Here is a 19,658-nt window from a genome sequence, read left to right on the forward strand (position 1 = left end):
CTCCTTCTTTCCCGGCAACGTCAATGGTGTGTTCAAAGTTTCCTGACGACGTAACCCATCAGGGTGAACTCAGGGTGGTGGATGGAGGCGGTGTGGGTGGGTGGGGAGAGGTGGGTTGAAGGTAGGTCCTTAGCTTGCACGAAATTGTGGAACGTGCAAGCGCGTGCGTTCCCGCCGTCGGGTGAAATGGGGACGGCGGGAACGAAGGGGCGCGCGGGTAGGACAAGGTTAAGCGCGGGTGCGGCCCACGTAGAGGTTGCGGGCGCGGTAGTAGGTGTCGGTGGTTGGGCCGGTGGTGCCGGAGGAGCCCTCCATCTGCAGGTTGATGATGATCCACATTGGCTTGCCGACGAAGTTGGCGCCCCGGTGCTGGCCGACCCACGTCCCGTCGAGGTAGTAGTGGATGTCGACATCGGTCGCGCTGACCTTGGCGATCCACGCCCGGTAGGTGTGCCAGGAACCGGGCGACGACACCGGGCGAATGGTGTTCGACCAGCCACCCGAGGCGTTCTTGTAAGTGTTGAACCAGTTCCGCGCGTCACCCTTGTACTCCAGGATGTCGCTCTCCGGCGGCCACGAGTTCGCACCCGTGAGCCAGAACGCGGGCCACGTGCCGCGCGTCGACGGAGCCTGGAACTCGCCGCGCACCTCCCAGTTCGGGAACTGGTCGTTGACCAGCACGTGCTGCCGGGCGTGCACCGCACCGGAGTGGTACCGGATCGGCAGGTGCGGGTCGGCGGAGCTGTTGCCCTCGTCCCAGTTGATCCGGGTCGCCCTGATGACCAGCGTCGACCCTTCCAGGAACACGTGGTTGTGGTCGGACGCGCTCGCGTACATCCGCGCCGTGCCGTTGTGGTCCGAACCCCACGGGTAGCGGTAGTTCCAGACCGACTCCAACGTGCTGTAGCTCGCGAACGATCCGTTGATGACGGTCTCCCAGGCGGCGGCCCGGCCGAGGCCGGACGTGCCGAGAGCGGCCAGTCCGGCGCCGCCCGCCACCAGGAGACCACGTCGACTCACTGTCACGGGAAAGCCCTTTCCTCGACGACGTTGACGAGGCGGTGTCACTCCCGAACCTAGAGATCAGCCCGGTGTCACGTCAACGGATGCCCCAAGGGCCGCAAGGGGTGCGGACTGTCCACTGTGGTCACAGCACACCACTGTGGCTGGTTGATTACTCACTTGAGGGAGGCAGGGGATCAGTAGTGGCGGATGCCCTTCGACAGGGTTCGGGCCCACGGTGCGTCGATGTCGTCCGCCTGCGCCGCCACCACCAGGTGGCACAGCATGCCCATGGCGAAGAACTGCTGCACCTGCTCCTCGCTGCCGCCCGACACGCTGCGCACGTACTCGACCGTCCGCGCCACCCCGCGCTGGAAGACCTCGCGCACGGCCGGTTCGGAGATCGCGGCGCACTGGGCGTGCATCTGCACCAGCAGGAGCGTGTTCTCCGCGGAGATCAGGTGGGCGTAGGCGTCGCCCATCGCGTACAGGACGTCCTCCGGTGCGCTGCCCTTGGCCTCGGCGACCCCGTCGGCGAGGCTTTCCCTGACCCGCGCGAAGCTGTGCTCCACCACGGCCAGGAACAACGCCTCCTTGTCGGGGAACAGCCGGTAGACGTAGGCCTGGGAGATGCCGGCGGACTTCGCGACCTCGCCGGTGGTCGTGCCGTAGTAGCCGCGGGCGGCGAACGCGCCGATGGCGGTGCGCAGGACCGTCTCCCGACGTTCCTCGGCGGTCGACAGGCGGCGTTCACTCGATGCGGCAGGCACGGGTGTAATCAACCACTCACACCTGTGGAAGTCAAGTCGGACCGCTCGCCGGTGCTCGGAGCCACGACCGGCAGAACCACGCCCTACCACGGACCACACCGGAAGAACTCCCGTCGATCGACGGATTGTGAGCAGGCCGTTCGCCACGCACGATGAGTCGCCGGCAGAGGGGCCGGCTGGATAGTTCCCTGCGATCTCGACGTCCGGCCACCCTGCGAGCACGATCCCGGCCGGGCGCGGGAAGGACCAACCGTGCGCGACACCGTGAGAAGGACGCTTGCCCTCGGTGTGGGCATCGTCGCCGCCCTGGCCGCCTTCGGGGGCCAGGCGATCGCCGCCCCGCCGCCGGACACCGTCAACCCCACGCCGATGGTCGTCGGCGGCACCCAGGCCGCCAAGGGCGAGTTCCCCTGGATGGTGCGGCTGTCCATGGGCTGCGGCGGCTCGATGCTGACCGACCAGCTGGTGCTGACGGCGGCGCACTGCGTCAGCCGCACCGGCAACAACACGTCCATCACCGCCACCTACGGCGTGGTGGACCTGCAGGACACCACTCGCGTCACCCGCACGTCCACCTACGTGCACCGCGCGCCCACCTACGGCACGGCCACCGGCGGCGACTGGGCGATCATCAAGCTGGCCAGCCCGATCACCGGCGCGGCGCTGCTGCCGATCGCCACCACCGCGGCCTACAACACCGGCGTGTTCACCGTGGCCGGCTGGGGCGCCACGCGGGAGGACGGCGGCCAGTCCCGCTACCTGCTCAAGGCGAACGTCGACTACATCGACGACACCACGTGCAAGAACTCCGACCCGTACTACGCGGACCTGATCCCGGCGGCCGAGCTGTGCGCGGGCAAGCTCGCGGGCGGCGTCGACACGTGCCAGGGCGACTCGGGCGGCCCCATGTTCCGCCGCGACAACAACGGCGCGTGGGTCCAGGTCGGCATCGTCAGCCACGGCAACGGGTGCGCGCGGCCGGACAACCCCGGCGTCTACACCGAGGTGAGCACGTTCGCGGCGGCCATCAACCAGGCGGCGGCCGACCTCGGCGGCACGCCCCAGCCGCCCGGCAAGGTGTTCGAGAACCTGGACAACGTGAACATCCCGGACGCGGGCGCGGCGGTCTACAGCAACGTCACGGTGAGCGGCATCGCGGGCAACGCGCCCTCCACGCTCAAGGTCGGCGTCGACATCAAGCACAGCTACAGCGGTGACCTGGTGATCGACCTGGTCGCGCCGGACGGCTCCACCTACCGGGTCAAGAGCTCCAGCGGCTCCAGCACGCCCAACGTGGTCGCGACCTACACCGTGAACGCCTCCTCCGAGGTCGCCAACGGCACGTGGCGGCTCAAGGTCCAGGACGTCTACAGCCAGGACACCGGCTACGTGGACGCCTGGCGGCTCACCTTCTGACCTCACCACCCGACGACCGCGCGCCGAGCACTCGGCGCGCGGTTTGTCATAGGTGTGCCAAAAGTCGTCCCGGAAATACGCGTCCGCGTGCCAATCGTTCGCCATTTCCCTTTCTGTGTCTCGTCCATGCAGGTCACGGGCCGGGTAATTGTCCGAAAATGACAATTTCCCGGCCCGTCCGCGAATGGTCATCCGGCAGTCTTGCGCAAGTGTTGCGGCCTGGTTAATTTCCCCTTGCAGCACGTCTGCGAACCATTCCACCCCTTAATTGCCGACGTGCGCTCGGCGTCAGGGAGGACGTTTCCGTGAGACACAGCAGACCAGCCCTCGGGCTGACGAGGCTCGGCGTGGCGGCCATGGTCGTCGCGGGCCTCGCGATCGGCACGGGCACCGGTTCGGCCGCCCAGGGCGACCTGACCCAGACCTACAGCTGCCCGTTCCCCCTGATCGGCGACCAGAACGTCTCGGTGAACATCAAGACCACCCAGCCCGGCACGGTCGTCGCCGGCGCGTTCACCCCGCAGCTCGACATCACCGCCGTGTCGAACGCGGGCCCGACGGCCACGCAGGGCTTGCGGCTCGTCGGCGCCGAGACGATCCGCGGCACCGCCCGCGCCACCTCGAAGGTCACCGCGCCCGGCGACCAGGGCGCGCTCACCGTGCAGGTCGCCGCGGACGTGCCGGACCAGCCGATCCCGGCCGTCGGCAACGACCTCGTGCTCGACGCCGTGGGCTCCGCGCCGGGCCTGCGCTTCGACCAGCCCGGCGCCGCCACCGTCGAGGTGACCGACCTGGTGCTGGAGATGACCCCGCTGCGCGCCGACGGCACGCCGACCGACCTCGGCACGTTCGTCGCCGACTGCACGCCGACGCCGGACCAGGACACCGTGCTGCAGACCTACACCGTCTCGGGCGCCGCCGTCACGCCCGAGACACCGGCCGGCACGGGCGGCACGCCACCGCTGCGCCAGGTCTACACGTGCCCGTTCCCGTTGATCGGCAACCAGAACGTCACCGTCGACATCGACACCGACCTGCCGGCGGAGATCGGCGTCGGCGAGTTCACGCCGCAGCTCGACATCACCGCCGTGTCGAACGCCGGGCCGACCGCGACCCAGGGCCTGCGGCTCGTCGGCGCGGAGACCATCCAGGGCACGGCGGTCGCGACGTCGCTGGTCCGCACGCCGGGCGGCCACCTCGCCGTGGCGGTGCCGGCGGCCGTGCCGAACCAGCCGATCCCGCCCAGCGGCGACCTGGTCATCGACGCCGCGGGCGCCGCGCCCGCGCTCCGGTTCGACCAGCCGGGCACCGCGACGCTGTCCGTGCACGACCTCGTGCTCACCATGACCCCGAAGAAGGCCGACGGCACCGACACCGGTCTCGGCACGTTCGTCGCGGACTGCACGCCGGTCGACGCGGCCCAGCGCACCGTGCTGCACACGGTCACCGTCACGTCGGCGCAGGACACCGAGGCACCCACGGCCCCGTCCGGCCTGACCGCCGGCGCGACCACGCCGACCAGCGTGCCCCTGTCGTGGGACGCGGCCACCGACAACGTCGGCGTGACGGGCTACGACGTCTACAACGGCGACACCCTCGCCGCCACCGCGGAGGGCACCGGCGCCACCGTCGACGGCCTCACGCCGGACACCGAGTACACGTTCACCGTGGTGGCGAAGGACGCGGCGGGCAACCGCTCGCCGGCCGGCCCGCCCGTCACCGCCCGCACCCAGCCGCGGCCGGACACCGAGGCGCCCGCCGCACCCGGCAATCTCCGGTCCACCGCCCAGACCGAGACCAGCGTCGCGCTCGCGTGGGACGCGGCCACGGACAACGTCGGCGTCACGGGCTACGAGGTGTTCAACGGCGCCGCGTCCGCCGGCGGCACGACCGGCACCACGGCCACGGTCGACGGCCTCACGCCGGACACCGAGTACAGCTTCACGGTCGTGGCGAAGGACGCGGCGGGCAACACGTCGGGCGCGAGCGCCGAGGTGAAGGTCCGCACGAAGGCGAGCCAGGGCCCGCCGGTCGTCGAGCACGGCTACGGCCTGACCGGCGGCACGAGGATCAAGGCCGCCAACGGCACGGTCGCCCTCACCGGTGGCATCGCCGCCGCGCTCGACCTGTCCACCGGCGCGTTCGACGCCGACCTGACGCTCGACCCGGCCACCGGCCGGTTCAAGGCCTTCGGGTTCGTGCCGGTCAAGGCGAAGCTCCAGTTCGCGCAGGCGGCCAAGACCACCGGCACGCTGGCGGCCGGCGTGCTCAGGTCGACCTCCAGCGTGACCGTGAAGCTGCCGCACGTCACGGTGCTCGGCATCCCCGTCAGCACCGGCCCGGACTGCCGCACGAAGACACCGGCGTCGATCCCGCTGGAGTCCGGGCCGGGGTTCGACCCGCTCGCGGGCGGCGTCCTCGCGGGGGTCTACACGCTGCCGGCGCTGACCGGCTGCGGCCCGCTCACCGGCCTGATCAGCGGGCTGACGTCGGGTCCGGGCAACACCATCGAGGTGACGCTGTCGCCGCGCCCGCAGCGCTGACGCCCGGCACCCGGGCGAGCGGCCCGTCCGGCACCCGGGCGGGCCGCTCGTGGCGCGAGGATCGCACAACTGAAGAAGCACACCGGCGGCCAACGCTGTCAGAGTCGCCGGATGACGCATGCGGTGGTGTTGGGCGCGAGCATGGGTGGGCTGCTGGCGGCCCGCGCGTTGGTCGGTTTCTACGACCGGATCACGGTGGTCGACCGCGACCCGTTGACCGAGGACGCCGTGCACCGGAAGGGTGTGCCGCAGGCCAAGCACTTCCACACGATCCTGCTGCGGGGCAAGCAGGCGCTGGACGTGATGTTCCCCGGCCTGACCGACGAGCTGGTCGACGCGGGCGGGTTGCGCGTCGGCTTCAACGTCGACGCGCGGTTCGTGCTCGCGGGCCACACCTTGGCCCGCACGGACACCGGCGCGTCCGACATCCAGACGACCCGGCCGATGCTGGAGGGCGCGGTCCGGGCGAAGGTCGCGGACTACCCGGGCGTGCGGATCATGTCCCGGTGCGACGTGGTCGGGCCGGTGTTCGAGCGCGGCCGGGTGGTCGGCGTGAAGGTGACCCGCGACGGCGCGGAGGAGGTGCTCGACGCCGACCTCGTGATCGACGCGATGGGCCGGTCCGGCCGGGCACGGGCGTGGCTCGCGTCCCTGGGCCTGCCGACGCCCGAGGAGGACCGGATCGACGTCGACATGGTGTACGCGAGCCGGCTGGTGCGCCCCACCGCGCCGTTCCCGGACAAGCTGGTGCTCCTCGGCCCGGTGCCCGGCCGGCCGACCGGGTTCGCGTTCGCCGCGCAGGAGCACGGCCAGTGGATGATCACCCAGGTCGGCATGGCGGGCGACCACCCGCCCACCGACGAGGCGGGCTTCCTGGCGTTCCTCAAGCGGTCCGCGCCGCCGGACGTGCAGGACGCCGTCGCCGCCTCGGAGCCGATCACCGAGATCCGCACGCACCGGTTCCCGGCCAGCCTGCGCCGCCGCTACGAGCGGTTGCGGGAGTTCCCGCCCGGCCTGCTGGTCTTCGGCGACGCGATGTGCAGCTTCAACCCGATCTACGGCCAGGGCATGACCGTCGCGGCGCTGGAGTCCGAGGCGCTGCGGAAGTGCCTGCAGGACGGTGAAGGCGACCTGGCGCGGCGGTTCTTCCGCGCGTCGGCCAAGATCATCGACCCGGTGTGGCAGCTCAACGCGCTCGGCGACCTGGCGCTGCCGGAGATCCCCGGCCACCGGTCGCTGTCCACCAAGGCGCTGAACCGGTACGTCGCCAGGATGCAGCGCGTCGCCACGCACGACCCGGTGGCGGCCACCGCGTTCATCCGCACCATCGGGCTGCTCCAGCCGCCGTCGTCGATCCTGCGCCCGGACGTGCTGGCACGCGTCCTGGTCGGTGGTCTGCGCCGCGGCTGAGCCGACCGGCCCGCCGGCCCGGCTACCTTGGGCGCCATGCTGCTGCCGTTCGCGATGTTCGCGGTGAGCGCCGTCTACGCGACCGCGGGTGTGATCGGCCGCCGCGTGCAGCCGCGCAACCGGATCGGGCCGCTGTTCGTGCTCGTCGGCGTGGGCTGGCTGCTCGACTACACCGTCGAGGGCGGGTCGTTCCTGTTCCAGCTGGCCTGCAAGGTCTGGCCGGCCGTGCTCGGGCACGCGCTGCTGGCGTTCCCGACCGGCAGGCTGCGCACCACGCCGCGCCGGCTGGTGGTGGCCGCCGGGTACGCCGAGACGCTGGCGCTGGCCGTGGGGTTCGAGTTCGAGCGCCAACCGTGGGCCGCCGCGATCGTGGGCGCCGAGACGCAGATGACCGCGGTGGTCGGCATCGCCATGCTGGGCCTGCAACTGCACCGCTGGCGGGTCAGCAGCATGGCGCAGCGGCGCACGCTGACCGCGATGCTCGGCGCGGCGGCGGTCGCGATCATCGGGTTCGTGGTGTGGGAACCGGTGGAACGCGCGGGCCTGCAACCGCCGCTGGTGGTGCTGATGCTGGCGTTGAGCGGCATCCCGTTCGCGTACCTGGCCGGGTTGCTGCGCCGGCGGATGGACCGCGGCGAGGTGGCCGACCTGGTGGTGCGGCTCAGCGGCGACAGCAGGCGCGCCGGCGTGCAGGAGGCGCTCGCCGCCACGCTGCACGACCCGAGCGTGCGCGTGGCGTACTGGGTGGCCGAGCAGGAGCGGTACGTGGACGTGGACGGGCGGCCGGTCGCGCTGGACTCCGTGCACACCAGGGTGGACCGCGGTGGCGTGCCGGTCGCCGTGCTGCTGCACGACCCCGTGCTCGACCTGGAGCTCGTGGACGCCGCGTGCGCCGCCGTCGGCCTGGCGCTGGAGAACGAGCGGCTCACCGCCGAGCTGCGGGCCAGGGTCCGGCAGCTGGCCGAGTCGCGCGCCAAGGTGCTGCGGGCCGCCGAGGACGAGCGCCGCCGGCTGGAGCGCGACCTGCACGACGGCGTCCAGCAGCGGCTGCTGTCGGCGGTGATGACGTTGGGGCTGGCCGAGACCGTGCCGCCGGAGCGGACCCGGGCGCTCGCCGCCGAGGCCAAGCAGGCGGTGCTGGCGACCATCGACGACGTGCGCGCGGTGTGCCAGGGCATCCACCCGCCGGTGCTCACCGAACGCGGCCTGCACGGCGCGGTGCGCGAGCTGACCGCGTTGGCCGAGCCTCGGGTCGACCTGACCATGGACCTGCCGGAGGACGTGCCGCCGTCGGTCGAGACGACCGCGTACTACGTTGTCGCCGAGGCGTTGGCGAACGTCACCAAGCACGCCGAGGCGTCCCGGACCAAGGTCGCGATCAGCGGCCGGGGCGGGCGGCTGGTGGTGGAGGTCGACGACGACGGGCGCGGGGGAGCGGACCCGGTGCGCGGCACGGGCCTGCGCGGCCTGGGCGAACGGGTGGAAGCGAACGGGGGGACGATGCGGGTGGTCAGCGCGGCGACGGGCACGAGCGTGCGGGTGGTGCTGCCGTGCGGGTCGTGATCGCGGAGGACTCGACGTTGCTGCGCGAGGGGTTGGCGCGGCTGCTCGCCGAGGCCGGTTTCGCCGTGGTGGCGGCGGTCGAGGACGCGTCGGCGTTGACGGCGGCGGTGGACGAGCACCGGCCCGACGTGGCCATCGTGGACATCCGGATGCCGCCGACGCACACCGACGAAGGGCTGCGGGCCGCGGTGGCGTTGCGCCGCCAGTACCCCGGGACGGGGGTGCTCGTGCTGTCGCAGTACGTCCGGGTGAGCTACGCGGCCGAGCTGCTCGACGCGGGCGCGGACGGCGTCGGCTACCTGCTCAAGGACCGGGTGTCGGACCTGGCCGAGTTCACCGCCGCGATCCGGCGGGTGGGCGCGGGCGGGTCGGCGTTCGACCCGGACGTGGTGAGCAGGCTGCTGGTGCGGCGGCGCGACGACAGCGACGACCGGCTGACCGACCGGGAACGGGCCGTGCTCGCGCTGATGGCGGAAGGGCGCACCAACCAGGCCATCGCGCAGCGGCTGTTCATCGCGGAGCGGACCGTGGAGAAGCACTGCACCAGCATCTTCACCAAGCTGGACCTGTCCGCGAGCCCTCACGACCACCGCCGCGTCCTGGCCGTCCTGCGCTACCTCAACGCCTGAAAAGGTGCGGTTAACCGCACCACGCGGTGGTGCTGGCACGATTCCCGGGCCACCCCCGGCGCGGGCACGCTCGTCCCCATGACAGTGGGGCGCGAAGCAGAAGTTGCCGACCTGGCGGGGAGCCCGACGACGAGCGGGCGTCCCCGCGCCGACTACCGCACGGACCTGATCACGGTGCTGCTCGGCACCTGGTTCTCGATCGGGCTGTTCCTCGACGCGTGGGCGCACTCCAACGTGCCCGAGCTCGAGTCGTTCTTCACGCCGTGGCACGCGGTGTTCTACTCGGGCTTCGCCGCGACCGGCGCGTGGATCCTGTGGGTGCTGTGGCGCAACTACCAGCAGGGGCTGCGCGGCCTGGACGCGGTCCCGATCGGCTACGGGCCGGCGGTGATCGCGCTGCCGGTGTTCGCCGCGGCGGGTGTCGGCGACTACCTGTGGCACACGTTCATCGGCATCGAGCAGGGCATCGACATCCTGTTCAGCCCGACCCACCTGGTGCTGATCTCGTCGATGGTGCTGATCCTCACCACGCCGCTGCGCACCCTGTGGAGCGACCGGGACGTGGTGAGCCCGTCGCTGCGGCGGTTCCTGCCCGCCGGGCTGGCCCTGGGGTTCACCACCTCGCTGGTGCTGCTGTTCGCCGGGTACGCCGACGCGACCGTGTTCACCACCGAACAGGTGATCAGGGCGTTCAGCTTCGAGAAGGGCGCCAACGGCGCCGGCCGGGCGGCCGAGCTCGCCGCGTCGATCATGTTCACCAACCTGATCATGATCCTGCCGCTGCTGCTGGCCGTGCGCCGGTTCCGGCTGCCGTTCGGCGCGGCGACCCTGCTGGCGTTCGTGGTGATGCTGCTCAGCACCGCCGTCGCCAACTACACCAACATGAGCATCGCGATCGGGTTCCTGGTGTCCGGGGTGGTGATCGACGTGCTGCTGCTCAAGCTGAACCCGTCGGAGAGCAGGCTCAAGGAGTACCGGATCTTCGCGGCGGCGGCGTCGTTCGTCACGTGGGCGGTGTTCTTCGCGGCGGCCATCATCGAGCAGGGCACCACGCCGAGCGTCACCGAGATGTGGACCGGGGCGCCGGTCATGGCCGCGCTGCACGGCGTGCTGATGGCGGTGGTGCTCGTGCCGACCGCCCGCCGGTGAGGGCGCTGCTCGCGGCCCTCGTCCTGGTGATCACCACCGCCGGCCCGGCCCAGGCGCACGCGGGCGGCCTCACGCCGCAGGACCACCTGAGCCGGGTCACCGGGATCGAACCGCCGCTGCCCGGCGTCACGGCGGCGATGGTCAACCACGGCACGCAACTGGAGATCCGCAACGGGAGCGCCGTCGCGATCACCGTCGGCGGCGCCGGTGAACGGACCGCGGAGCACGCGATCGGGCCGGGCGAGACCTACCGCTACCGCGACGAGCGCACCACCGCTCCGCAGTGGGAGGTGCCGCTCGGCCATGCGGTGATCAAGGGCCAGGTGGACGTCGTGCCCGGCCCGAACCCCTTGTGGTGGCTGCTGATCACGGCCGCGCTCGCCCTCGGCGGCTACTTCCTGGGCCGCGCGCGGGCGCTGCTCGCGGTCGGCGTGGTCGTGGTGACGGCCGCGCACGGGTGGCACGCGGTCGGCGCGACGCTCGCCGTGACGGGCGGGTCGTTCGTGCCGCTGCTGCTCGGCGCGAGCGGGGTCGGCCTGGTGGCGTGGCCGCTGGCGGTGGTCGCCGTGGTGGCGGCGGTGCGGCGCAGGCCCGCGACGGCGTTCGTGGCGGCCGTCGTGGGCGCGATGCTGGTGGTGGCCGGGATACCGGACTTCGACAGCTTCCGGTTCTCCCGGCTGCCGTTCGCCGGTCCGGCCGACCTCGACCGGCTGCTCGTGGCACTCACCCTGGGCGGCGGCCTCGGCCTCGCCGCAGGCGGATTGGACTACCTCAGAAGGACTGGATCGACCACATGAAGACCGTTCACGCCCTGCTGCTCGCGCTGCTCGTGCTCGCGGGCTGCTCGTCCGGGCCCGAGGCCGCGCCGCCCGCCGCCGGCCCACTGGTGCTCGACCTCTCGGTGGACCACGCGTCACCGCAGCGGGTGGAGGCGGTGCGCGGGCAGGCCGTCGAGCTGACCGTCACCAGCGAGCAGCCGGTGGACGTGCACGTGCACGGCGTCGACGTGCTGGCCAAGGCGGAGAGCGGGAAACCCGCCGTGCTCAAGTTCACCGTGGACCGGACGGGCACCTACGACGTGGAGGCCCACCCGGACACGCTGCTCGTGCAACTGGTGGTGCGGTGACCGTCCTCGCCCACGGCGTCGGCGCGCGGCACGACCTGCCGCTCCCGCTGGACCTGGTGCTGCAGGGCGCGGCGGTCGCGCTGCTGGCGTCGTTCCTGGCGCTGGGCCTGCTGTGGACGAAGCCCCGGTTCGACGCCGCCGAGCCCGCGCCCGACCGCGACTGGTGGCCGGTGCGGCTGCTGGTCGCGGTCGGGCTGGTGCTCGTGCCCGCCGCGGCGTGGCCGCACCTGGTGTTCGTGCTGGTGTGGGTCGGCGTGCCGGTGCTGTCGATGCTGTTCGGCCCGGTGTGGCGGGTGCTCAACCCGCTGCGCCTGGCCGCCCGCGTCACGCTCGGCCGCGCGTACCCCGAGCGGCTCGGCCACTGGCCCGCCGCGCTCGGCCTGCTCGCGTTCACCTGGGTGGAGCTGGTCTCGCCGGACGCGCTGCCGTGGTTCCTGGTGGCGCACGCGGTGGTGAACGTCGCCGGCGGCGTGGTGTTCGGCCGCACGTGGTTCGAGCGCGCCGACGGGTTCGAGGTGTTCTCGACGCTGCTGGGCCGGCTGTCGCCGCTGCGCGGCAACCCGTTCCGCGCGCTCGTCGCCACGCCCGTGCGGCCCGGTCTGGTCGCGGTGGTGGCGGTGCTGCTCGGCTCGACGGCGTTCGACAGCATCGGCTCCACCCCCGCCTGGGAACGCCTGTCCGTGCCGGACACGGTGGGGCTGGTGGCGGCCGTGGCGCTGGTCGCGGGCAGCTACCTGCTGGCGTGCCGGTCGTTCGGCGGGCAGCTCGCCCACTCGATGGTGCCGATCGTCGCCGGGTACGTCGTGGCGCACTACTTCTCGCTGCTCGCCGTGGAGGGCCAGCGGGGCGTCGCGCTGCTGCTCGGCCACACCGGCTTCACCCCCGACGACACGCTCGCCGCACCCGTCCTGGTGGCCTCGGTGCAGCTCGGCGCGGTGCTCGCCGGGCACCTGCTGGCCGTGGTGTCCGCGCACGACCGCGCGCTGCGGCTGCTGCCGGCGAACCGGCACTTGACCGGTCAGGTGCCGTTGTTGGTCCTGATGGTCGGCTACACCTCGGGCGGTTTGGCGCTGCTGTTCGCGGGCTGAGCGGTATTCTGAAGGTCCACGACGGTCTGTCGTGACGCAAATAGCTCGATCGGGCTAGCCGGTTAACTCGATGGGCTGGATTCCACCGCATTCTGGCGGCTTCCCGCTGGCAGTCCTGCCCGTGCGAGGTGACCGTGTCACCTGAGAGATTGGGGTTTCCTGGCACTCGGATGAACGTACTTCTCACCGGATCGGGTCGATCACTAGCTTTCGGGTGAGTGAAATCGGCGGATCTGTGGAATTCATCCCGAGTGACGAAAGGGTGTCGATGAGCATTTACCTCACAGGTCTGCTGTGGGTCGCCGGCGCGGCGGTCGTGGCCGCCGTGATGGCCTACGTGATCCGCAAGTACGGCGAGCTGGAAGGCCGCTCGGCCAACAACGAGGCCGCGGGGCAGGTGTTCACGATCGTGGCCGGCCTGCACGCGGTCCTGGTGGCGTTCGTGCTCATCGCCCTGTTCGACTCCGTCACCCAGGCGAGTGACGCCGCGTACCGCGAGGCGGACGGGCTGGTGGCGGCCACGTGGGCGAGCGACTCGCTGCCCGAGGCGACCGGCGCGCAGGTGCGCCAACTGTCCCGCGAGTACGCCGTCACCGTGATCGACGACGAGTGGCCCGGCATGGTGGCGGGCACCGCGTTCGAGTCGAGCGGCTGGTCGCAGCTCGACCAGCTGCGCCGGATCGTGGCCGAGTCGCCGACGACCGACGAGTGGCAGGTCGACCGCAAGACCGAGGCCGCGAACCAGCTGTGGCAGGTGTACCAGGCCAGGCAGGAGCGGCTGGACGCGGCCGGCGGCGGCATCAGCTCGGTGGTGTGGTTCGTGCTGATCGCGGGCAGCGTGCTGGCGGTGTGCCTGCCGCTGCTGTTCGGCGGTCCGCGCATCCGCACGCACGTGCTGATCGTGGCGACCTTCGCCGCCACCATCACGCTGCTGCTGTACGCGACCTACCAGCTGCAGAACCCGTTCGGCGGCGGCGCCGGGGTGAGTCCCGCGGCGTTCGAGGCCGCCGTGGAGCGATTCGGATGATCGAGGCGCTCGCCCAGGTCGTGTGCACCGCCATCCAGGTCGAGGCGGAGGCGCACGGCCCCTCGACCGTATTCCAGGTGCGGCTGCCGTCCGGCGAGACGTCCTCCCTCACCACGCTGGACCTGCGGCTGAACGCCATCGGCTTCGCCGCGGAGCAGAACCTCGTCTACGGCGTCGACCACCACGGCCGGCTCGTCGCCCTCGACCGGACGGGCCGGGTGGTCGTGAAGGCGCCCCGCCCGACACCCCTGCTGCGCAACGCGACGGCGGGCGCGGTGGTGGACGGGCAACTGGTCGTGCGGGTCGGTCCGTGGCTGCACTCGGTCGACATCGACCGGGACAGCCCCACGTTCGGGCACGTGCTGCACCAGGCGTGGCTGTGGCCGGCGGAGGGGACGACGGTCGACGACTTCGACCTCAACCCGGACGACGGCCTGCTCTACGGCGTCGCCACGCACGCCCACGGCTACGGCGTGGTGGTCAGCATCGACCCGGACACCGGCCGGACGAGAGCCGTGCCCGGCGCCGGCCGGTTGCCCGGCGGCAGCAGCTACGGCGCGGTGACCCTCGCGCCGGACGGCGCGCTGTACGCCACGAACAACAACCAGGGCGGTCGCAGCACGTTGTGGCGGGTGGCGCTGGACGGCTCGGGCGTGGTCACGGAGATCTCGTCCAGGAAGGCCCTGCACACCATCGACTCGTCGGGCTGCCTGACCACCATCCCGATCCCCACCACGACCACGACACCGCCCACCACCACGACGACCACGCCACCCACGACAACGACGTCCACCACCACCACACAACCCACCACGACGACCACTACGCCGACGACGACCACCACCACACAACCCACCACCACACCGCCCACGACGAGGACGACCACGCCACCCACGACGACCAGGACCACCACGACAACCCCGCCACCGACGACGACCACCATCGCCCGGACGACCACCACCACGACAACGACGACGACCACTACCACGACCACCACGGTTCGCCCCGCACCCGCGGTGCCGCCGCGGCCGAACGTCCCGCCGCTGCGGACCACCCCGCCGCAGAACCCCCCGCCTCCGCCACTGCCCCCGCCCGCGGAACCGCCCGTGGAACCGCCACCGCCTCCACCGCCGGCCGACCTCGAGGCGCCGGACCGGCGGGTGGAGACGTTGGCGCCGACCGACAACACCGTCCGCGACCAACGGCGGTGGGGCCTGGCCGCGATGGTGCTGATCCTGGCCGCGGGCGCGCTCGCCCGCCAGGCCGCGAGCAGGCGCCGGTAGGTCAGACGGCCAGCATCCGGCGCACCTCCTCGTCGTGCAGCTCCTCCGCCGCGCCCGCGCGCACGACCTCGCCCGCGTCCAGCACCACGAAACCGTCGGCCAGCCGCAACGCGAAGTCCAGGTACTGCTCCACGAGCAGCACGGTCAACCCGACCTCCCGGTGCAGCCGGTCGATCGCCGCCTCGATCTCGTCGATCACCGACGGCTGGACGCCCTCCGTGGGCTCGTCGAGCACCAGCAGCCGGGGCCGGGTGATCAACGCCCGCGCGATCGCCAGCTGCTGCCGCTGACCGCCGGACAGGAGACCCGCCGGCCGCTTGAAGAACTGCCGCAACGCCGGGAACACGTCCAGCGCCTCGTCCACCGCCGCCGGGTCGCGGTGCCCGGTGGCCTCCAGCGTCACCCGCAGGTTCTCCCACACGGTCAGCTGCGGGAACGAGACGTGACCCTGCGGCACGTACGCCATGCCCGCGCGCACCCGCAGGTGCGTCGGCAGCCGCGTGATGTCCTGCCCGTCGAACGTGATCCGGCCGGCCGTGGGCGTGAGCGTGCCCATCACCGTCTTGAGCAACGTCGTCTTGCCGACCCCGTTGCGGCCCATCACGCACACCAACGACCCGGCGGGCACCTCCAGCCCCACGCCGAACAGCACCCGCGCCCGCCCGTAGGCGGCGTCGACCCCGGACACCGACAGCATCACGTGACCGCCTTCCCCTTGGCCCGACCCAGGTACACCTCGCGCACCCGCGGGTCCTCCTGCACCTCGGCGACGGAACCCTCGCGCAGCAGGCGACCCTGGTGCAGCACGGTGACCTTGCGCGCGTACCTGCGCAGGAACTCCATGTCGTGCTCCACCACGACCACCGTATGCGTCGAGGCGATCCGGTGCAGCAGCTCGCCGGTCCGCTCCCGCTCCGACCGGCTCATGCCCGCCACCGGCTCGTCCAGCAGCAGCAGCTTCGGCTGCTGCACCAGCAGCATCCCGATCTCCAGCCACTGCCGCTGCCCGTGCGAGAGCACACCGGCGGGCTTGTCGGCGGACGCCGTCAGGTCCGCCGCCTCCAACGCGGAGGCCACCGCGTCGGACACGCCGCGCCGCCGCCGCAGCAACGACCGCAGCGGCAACCGGAAGTTCGCCGCGAGGTCCAGGTTCTCCACCACGGTCAGCTCCTCGAACACGGTGGCGGTCTGGAACGTGCGGCCGACGCCCATCCGCACGATCCGGTGCTCGCGGCGCCCGACCAGCTCCTGGCCGCCGAACCGCACGCTGCCCGCCGCCGGCGCGGTCAGCCCGGTGACCACGTCGATCAGCGTCGTCTTGCCCGCGCCGTTCGGCCCGATCAGGAACCGCAGCTCGCCCTCCTCGACGGTGAGGTCCAGCCCGTCGATCGCCGCGAACCCGTCGAACACCACGCGCAGCCCGCGCACCTCCAGCAACGCGCTCACGCCAGCACCTCCACCGGACGCCGCCGTGCCGCCACCCGGTCCCGCGCCGACTCGACCAGGCCCGCCAGGCCCTTCGGCGCGAACACCAGCACGAGCACGAACAGCCCGCCCTGCAGGTACAGCCAGCCCTCGGCGAAGTCCTCGCTGAACAGCGTCTTGGCGTAGTTCACCGCGATGGCCCCCGCGATCGCGCCGGCCAGCACGAACCGCCCGCCGACCGCCACCCCGACCAGCAGTTCCAGCGACGGCACGATGCCGAGCAGCGCGGGGGAGATGATGCCGACGACGGGCACGAACAACGCGCCCGCCAGACCGGCCATCACCGCCGAGACGGTGAACGTGATCGCCTTGACCAGGGCCGGGTCGTAGCCGAGGAACCGCACCCGGTCCTCGCCGTCGCGCACCGCCACCAGCAGCCGCCCGAACCGGCTGCGCACCAGCAGCTTGGCGACCAGGAACGTCACGCCCAGGACGAGCGCGGTGACGGCGTACACGGCGCGCTGCCCGTTCGGGTCGGTGAGGTCCAGCCCGAAGAACTGGCTGAAGTTCGTCATCCCGTTCGTGCCGCCGGTCAGGCCCTGCTGCCCGACCAGCAGGATCACGAACGCCGCCGCCAACGCCTGGGACAGGATCGCGAAGTACGCGCCGCGCACCCGTTGCCGGAACACCAGCAGCCCCAACAGGAACGCCACCAGCCCCGGCACCAGCACCACCGCCGCCAGCGCGAACACCGGGTTGCCGAACGGCTTCCACAGCGCGGGCAGCTCCTCGACGCCGCTCCACACCATGAAGTCCGGCAACCCGGCCGACCCGGCCTCCTTCAGCTTCAGGTACATGGCCATCGCGTAGCCGCCCAGGCCGAAGAACACGCCCTGCCCGAGCGTCAGCATCCCGCCCTGACCCCAGGCCAGCGCGATGCCGACCGCGACGATCGCGAAGCACAGGTACTTCGCCAGCAACCCGAGCCGGAACGGCGAGAGCGCGAACGGCGCCAACGCCAGCAGCACGACGCACACCACGAGGGAGATGCGACCCCACGTCATACCAACGCCCTCCCCTTCAGCACGAACATGCCCTGCGGCCGGACCTGGAGGAACGCGATGACCGCCACGAACACCAGCACCTTGGCCAGGCTCGCGTCCGTCCAGAACTCCAGGTAGCCGTTGAGGAACCCGAGCGCGACCGCCGCCAGCACCGCGCCGCGCAGCTGGCCGAGCCCGCCCGCGACCACGACCAGGAACGCGTCCACGATGTAGAAGGTGCCCAGGCTCGGGCCGACCGGGCCGACGAGCGTCAGCGCGACACCCGCCACCCCGGCCAGCCCCGAGCCGAGCAGGAACGTGAACCGGTCCACCCGCCCGGTGGCGATCCCGCTGTACGCGGCCAGTTCCCGGTCCTGCACGACCGCCCGCATCCGACGCCCGGCCGGCAGCCTGGTCAGGTACAGCCACACCCCGACCACGCACAGCACGGCCAGCACGACGATGAACACCCGGTTGTACGGCAGGCGCACGCCGAGCACGTCGACGCCGCCCACCAGCCAACCCGGCGCGGTCACCTGCACGTTCGGCGCGCCGAAGACGTCACGCGCCAGCTGTTGCAGCACCAGGCTCACGCCCCAGGTCAACAACAGCGTGTCCAACGGCCGCCCGTAGAACCGCCGGACCAGCGACCACTCCAGCAGCAGCCCCATCACCCCGGCCACGGCGAACGCGACCGGCAGCGCGATGAGGAACGACTGGCTCGTGTCACCCAGAAGAGATGAACTCTGCAACAGGTACGCGGTGTAGGCGCCCGCCATGATGAACTCGCCGTGCGCCATGTTGATCACGCCCATCTGGCCGAACGTGAACGTCAGGCCGAGCGCGATGAGCAGCAGCACCGCGGCGATGCTCAGCCCGATGGGCAGCTGGTTGACCAAAGCGCCCATGTCAGCTCAACCCGCCCGCCCAGTCGTAGCTCTTCAGGTACGGGTCCGGCTTGATCGGACCGGGCGAGGACCACACCTCCTTGATCTGGCCGTCCGCCTGCACCAGGCCGATCCGCGCGGTCTTGGCGACGTGCTGGTTGTCGCCGTCGATGGTGGTGGGGCCCTCGGGCGCCTCGATCGTGATGCCGCCCGCGGCCTTCCGCACCGCCTCGACCTCCGTCGTGCCCGCTTTCTTCACCGCCTCCGCCCACAGGTGCACGGCGTTGTAGCCGGCCTCCATCGGGTCGGACGTCACCTTGTCCGCGCCGTACTTCGCCTTGAAAGCCTTGACGAACGCGTCGTTCGCGGGCGTGGTGGTGGTCTGGTAGTAGTTCCACGCCACCAGGTGCCCGGCCACGTTCTCCGGCCCGATGCCCTTGACCTCCTCCTCGGCGACGCTCACCGACACCACCGGCGTGGTCTGCGGCGTGATGCCGGAACCGCGCAGCTGCTTGAAGAACGCCACGTTGCTGTCGCCGTTGAGGGTGTTGAACACGGCGTCCGGCTTCGCGTCGGCGATCTTGTTGACCAGCGTGCTGTACTCCGTGTGGCCGAGCGGCGTGTACTCCTCGCCCAGGACCTCGATGCCCTTGGCGGCGGCGTACGCCTTGATGATCTTGTTGGCGGTGCGCGGGAACACGTAGTCGCTGCCGACCAGGAACATCTTCTTCTTGCCCTGCGCCGCCAGGTAGTCCAGCGCGGGCACGATCTGCTGGTTCGTCGTCGCGCCGGTGTAGAAGATGTACGGCGAGCTCTCCAGGCCCTCGTACTGCACCGGGTACCACAGCAGCGCCTTGTTGCGCTCGAACACCGGCAGCATCGCCTTGCGGCTGGCGGAGGTCCAGCCGCCGAAGACCGTCGCCACCTTGTCCTGCGAGATCAGCTTCTGCGCCTTCTCGGCGAACGTGGGCCAGTCCGACGCGCCGTCCTCGACGACCGGGACGATCTTCTTGGCCAGCACGCCGCCCTTGGCGTTGATCTCCTCGACGGCCAGCAGCTCCGCGTCGCGCACGGTCACCTCGCTGATGGCCATGGTGCCGCTCAGCGAGTGCAGGACGCCGACCTTGATCTCGTCACCGGAGGCCCCCGCGCCACCGCCGGGCTCGTCGACGCAGGCCGTCGCGAGCAGGGCGGGTAGCAGGAGGGCGATCAGTCCGCGGCTGAGGGTTCTGGAACGCACCGGCGGCTCCTTTCGGGCAGGTGGAACCGAGAAGCTATGAACCGCGTGTTGCGTGCC

Annotated in this window: 18 protein-coding genes and 1 pseudogene; 12 read left to right on the forward strand and 7 right to left on the reverse strand. The window is 71.5% G+C overall.

Features of this window, described 5'->3' with window-relative positions:
* Positions 1–228: 228 nt before the first annotated feature.
* Together ACZ7GX_RS03245 and ACZ7GX_RS03250 are read right to left on the reverse strand one after the other, a co-directional pair.
* The gene (locus ACZ7GX_RS03245; RefSeq protein WP_498772306.1) at positions 229–1,026 is read right to left on the reverse strand and encodes a family 16 glycosylhydrolase; all 798 of its coding nucleotides are present in this window, start codon (positions 1,024–1,026) and stop codon (positions 229–231) included.
* Between the two features lie 173 nt (positions 1,027–1,199).
* The gene (locus tag ACZ7GX_RS03250) at positions 1,200–1,772 is read right to left on the reverse strand and encodes a TetR/AcrR family transcriptional regulator (protein WP_498772308.1); all 573 of its coding nucleotides are present in this window, start codon (positions 1,770–1,772) and stop codon (positions 1,200–1,202) included.
* Between the two features lie 252 nt (positions 1,773–2,024).
* Here ACZ7GX_RS03250 and ACZ7GX_RS03255 point away from each other — a divergent pair.
* The 12 genes and pseudogenes from ACZ7GX_RS03255 to ACZ7GX_RS03310 form a co-directional block, all read left to right on the forward strand.
* Positions 2,025–2,822, forward strand: a pseudogene (locus tag ACZ7GX_RS03255) (S1 family peptidase); the annotation flags it as partial.
* Between the two features lie 93 nt (positions 2,823–2,915).
* A complete protein-coding gene (locus tag ACZ7GX_RS03260; protein WP_498772805.1) occupies positions 2,916–3,188 on the forward strand; it encodes a proprotein convertase P-domain-containing protein in 273 nt (90 codons plus the stop codon).
* A gap of 305 nt (positions 3,189–3,493) precedes the next feature.
* Complete coding sequence (locus tag ACZ7GX_RS03265) at positions 3,494–5,731, forward strand: DUF6801 domain-containing protein (RefSeq protein WP_498772310.1); 2,238 nt, start codon at positions 3,494–3,496, stop codon at positions 5,729–5,731.
* Positions 5,732–5,842: 111 nt separating this feature from the next.
* Positions 5,843–7,141 carry an FAD-dependent oxidoreductase gene (locus ACZ7GX_RS03270; RefSeq protein ID WP_498772312.1) on the forward strand — a complete coding sequence of 433 codons (1,299 nt, stop codon included), beginning with the start codon at positions 5,843–5,845 and terminating at the stop codon, positions 7,139–7,141.
* Positions 7,142–7,177: 36 nt separating this feature from the next.
* The gene (locus tag ACZ7GX_RS03275) at positions 7,178–8,704 is read left to right on the forward strand and encodes a sensor histidine kinase (RefSeq protein WP_498772314.1); all 1,527 of its coding nucleotides are present in this window, start codon (positions 7,178–7,180) and stop codon (positions 8,702–8,704) included.
* Positions 8,692–9,333 carry a response regulator transcription factor gene (locus tag ACZ7GX_RS03280; protein WP_498772316.1) on the forward strand — a complete coding sequence of 214 codons (642 nt, stop codon included), beginning with the start codon at positions 8,692–8,694 and terminating at the stop codon, positions 9,331–9,333. The genes ACZ7GX_RS03275 and ACZ7GX_RS03280 overlap by 13 nt, the downstream gene beginning before the upstream one ends.
* A 78-nt stretch (positions 9,334–9,411) precedes the next feature.
* Complete coding sequence (locus tag ACZ7GX_RS03285; RefSeq protein WP_498772318.1) at positions 9,412–10,482, forward strand: hypothetical protein; 1,071 nt, start codon at positions 9,412–9,414, stop codon at positions 10,480–10,482.
* Positions 10,479–11,279, forward strand: coding sequence for a hypothetical protein (locus ACZ7GX_RS03290; protein ID WP_498772320.1), 801 nt, complete (start codon positions 10,479–10,481; stop codon positions 11,277–11,279). Before ACZ7GX_RS03285 ends, ACZ7GX_RS03290 begins: the two co-directional genes overlap by 4 nt.
* On the forward strand, positions 11,276–11,608 hold the full coding sequence (locus tag ACZ7GX_RS03295; protein ID WP_498772322.1) for a hypothetical protein: 333 nt from the start codon (positions 11,276–11,278) through the stop codon (positions 11,606–11,608). Before ACZ7GX_RS03290 ends, ACZ7GX_RS03295 begins: the two co-directional genes overlap by 4 nt.
* The gene (locus tag ACZ7GX_RS03300; protein WP_498772324.1) at positions 11,605–12,696 is read left to right on the forward strand and encodes a hypothetical protein; all 1,092 of its coding nucleotides are present in this window, start codon (positions 11,605–11,607) and stop codon (positions 12,694–12,696) included. The genes ACZ7GX_RS03295 and ACZ7GX_RS03300 overlap by 4 nt, the downstream gene beginning before the upstream one ends.
* A gap of 268 nt (positions 12,697–12,964) precedes the next feature.
* Positions 12,965–13,723 carry a bestrophin-like domain gene (locus ACZ7GX_RS03305; protein WP_498772326.1) on the forward strand — a complete coding sequence of 253 codons (759 nt, stop codon included), beginning with the start codon at positions 12,965–12,967 and terminating at the stop codon, positions 13,721–13,723.
* Positions 13,720–15,006, forward strand: a complete 1,287-nt coding sequence (locus ACZ7GX_RS03310; protein ID WP_498772328.1) for a hypothetical protein — start codon at positions 13,720–13,722, stop codon at positions 15,004–15,006. Before ACZ7GX_RS03305 ends, ACZ7GX_RS03310 begins: the two co-directional genes overlap by 4 nt.
* Before the next feature lies 1 nt (position 15,007).
* Here the strand turns inward: ACZ7GX_RS03310 and urtE are convergent, their stop codons facing one another.
* The 5 genes from urtE to urtA are packed head-to-tail and all read right to left on the reverse strand — an operon-like array spanning position 15,008 to position 19,601.
* Entirely contained in the window at positions 15,008–15,703 is a 696-nt protein-coding gene (urtE, locus tag ACZ7GX_RS03315; RefSeq protein WP_498772807.1) for an urea ABC transporter ATP-binding subunit UrtE, read from the reverse strand.
* The gene (gene urtD, locus ACZ7GX_RS03320; RefSeq protein WP_498772330.1) at positions 15,703–16,452 is read right to left on the reverse strand and encodes an urea ABC transporter ATP-binding protein UrtD; all 750 of its coding nucleotides are present in this window, start codon (positions 16,450–16,452) and stop codon (positions 15,703–15,705) included. Before urtD ends, urtE begins: the two co-directional genes overlap by 1 nt.
* Positions 16,449–17,495, reverse strand: a complete 1,047-nt coding sequence (gene urtC / locus ACZ7GX_RS03325; protein WP_498772332.1) for an urea ABC transporter permease subunit UrtC — start codon at positions 17,493–17,495, stop codon at positions 16,449–16,451. Before urtC ends, urtD begins: the two co-directional genes overlap by 4 nt.
* Positions 17,492–18,382, reverse strand: a complete 891-nt coding sequence (urtB, locus tag ACZ7GX_RS03330) for an urea ABC transporter permease subunit UrtB (protein WP_498772333.1) — start codon at positions 18,380–18,382, stop codon at positions 17,492–17,494. The genes urtC and urtB overlap by 4 nt, the downstream gene beginning before the upstream one ends.
* Position 18,383: 1 nt before the next feature.
* Positions 18,384–19,601 (reverse strand): urea ABC transporter substrate-binding protein, encoded by a 1,218-nt coding sequence (gene urtA / locus ACZ7GX_RS03335; RefSeq protein WP_498772335.1) that lies wholly within the window; start codon positions 19,599–19,601, stop codon positions 18,384–18,386.
* Positions 19,602–19,658: the final 57 nt, after the last annotated feature.

The sequence above is a fragment of the Actinosynnema sp. NPDC037264 genome (genome assembly GCF_055603705.1).

Bases quoted from the DNA above. Each gene is read 5' to 3' on its own strand.
- ACZ7GX_RS03270 (WP_498772312.1), top strand. From the start codon at position 5,843: ATGACGCATGCGGTGGTGTTGGGCGCGAGCATGGGTGGGCTGCTGGCG.
- ACZ7GX_RS03275 (WP_498772314.1), top strand. From the start codon at position 7,178: ATGCTGCTGCCGTTCGCGATGTTCGCGGTGAGCGCCGTCTACGCGACC.
- ACZ7GX_RS03285 (WP_498772318.1), top strand. From the start codon at position 9,412: ATGACAGTGGGGCGCGAAGCAGAAGTTGCCGACCTGGCGGGGAGCCCG.
- ACZ7GX_RS03295 (WP_498772322.1), top strand. From the start codon at position 11,276: ATGAAGACCGTTCACGCCCTGCTGCTCGCGCTGCTCGTGCTCGCGGGC.
- ACZ7GX_RS03305 (WP_498772326.1), top strand. From the start codon at position 12,965: ATGAGCATTTACCTCACAGGTCTGCTGTGGGTCGCCGGCGCGGCGGTC.
- ACZ7GX_RS03310 (WP_498772328.1), top strand. From the start codon at position 13,720: ATGATCGAGGCGCTCGCCCAGGTCGTGTGCACCGCCATCCAGGTCGAG.
- urtE (WP_498772807.1), bottom strand. From the start codon at position 15,703: ATGCTGTCGGTGTCCGGGGTCGACGCCGCCTACGGGCGGGCGCGGGTG.
- urtC (WP_498772332.1), bottom strand. From the start codon at position 17,495: ATGACGTGGGGTCGCATCTCCCTCGTGGTGTGCGTCGTGCTGCTGGCG.
- urtB (WP_498772333.1), bottom strand. From the start codon at position 18,382: ATGGGCGCTTTGGTCAACCAGCTGCCCATCGGGCTGAGCATCGCCGCG.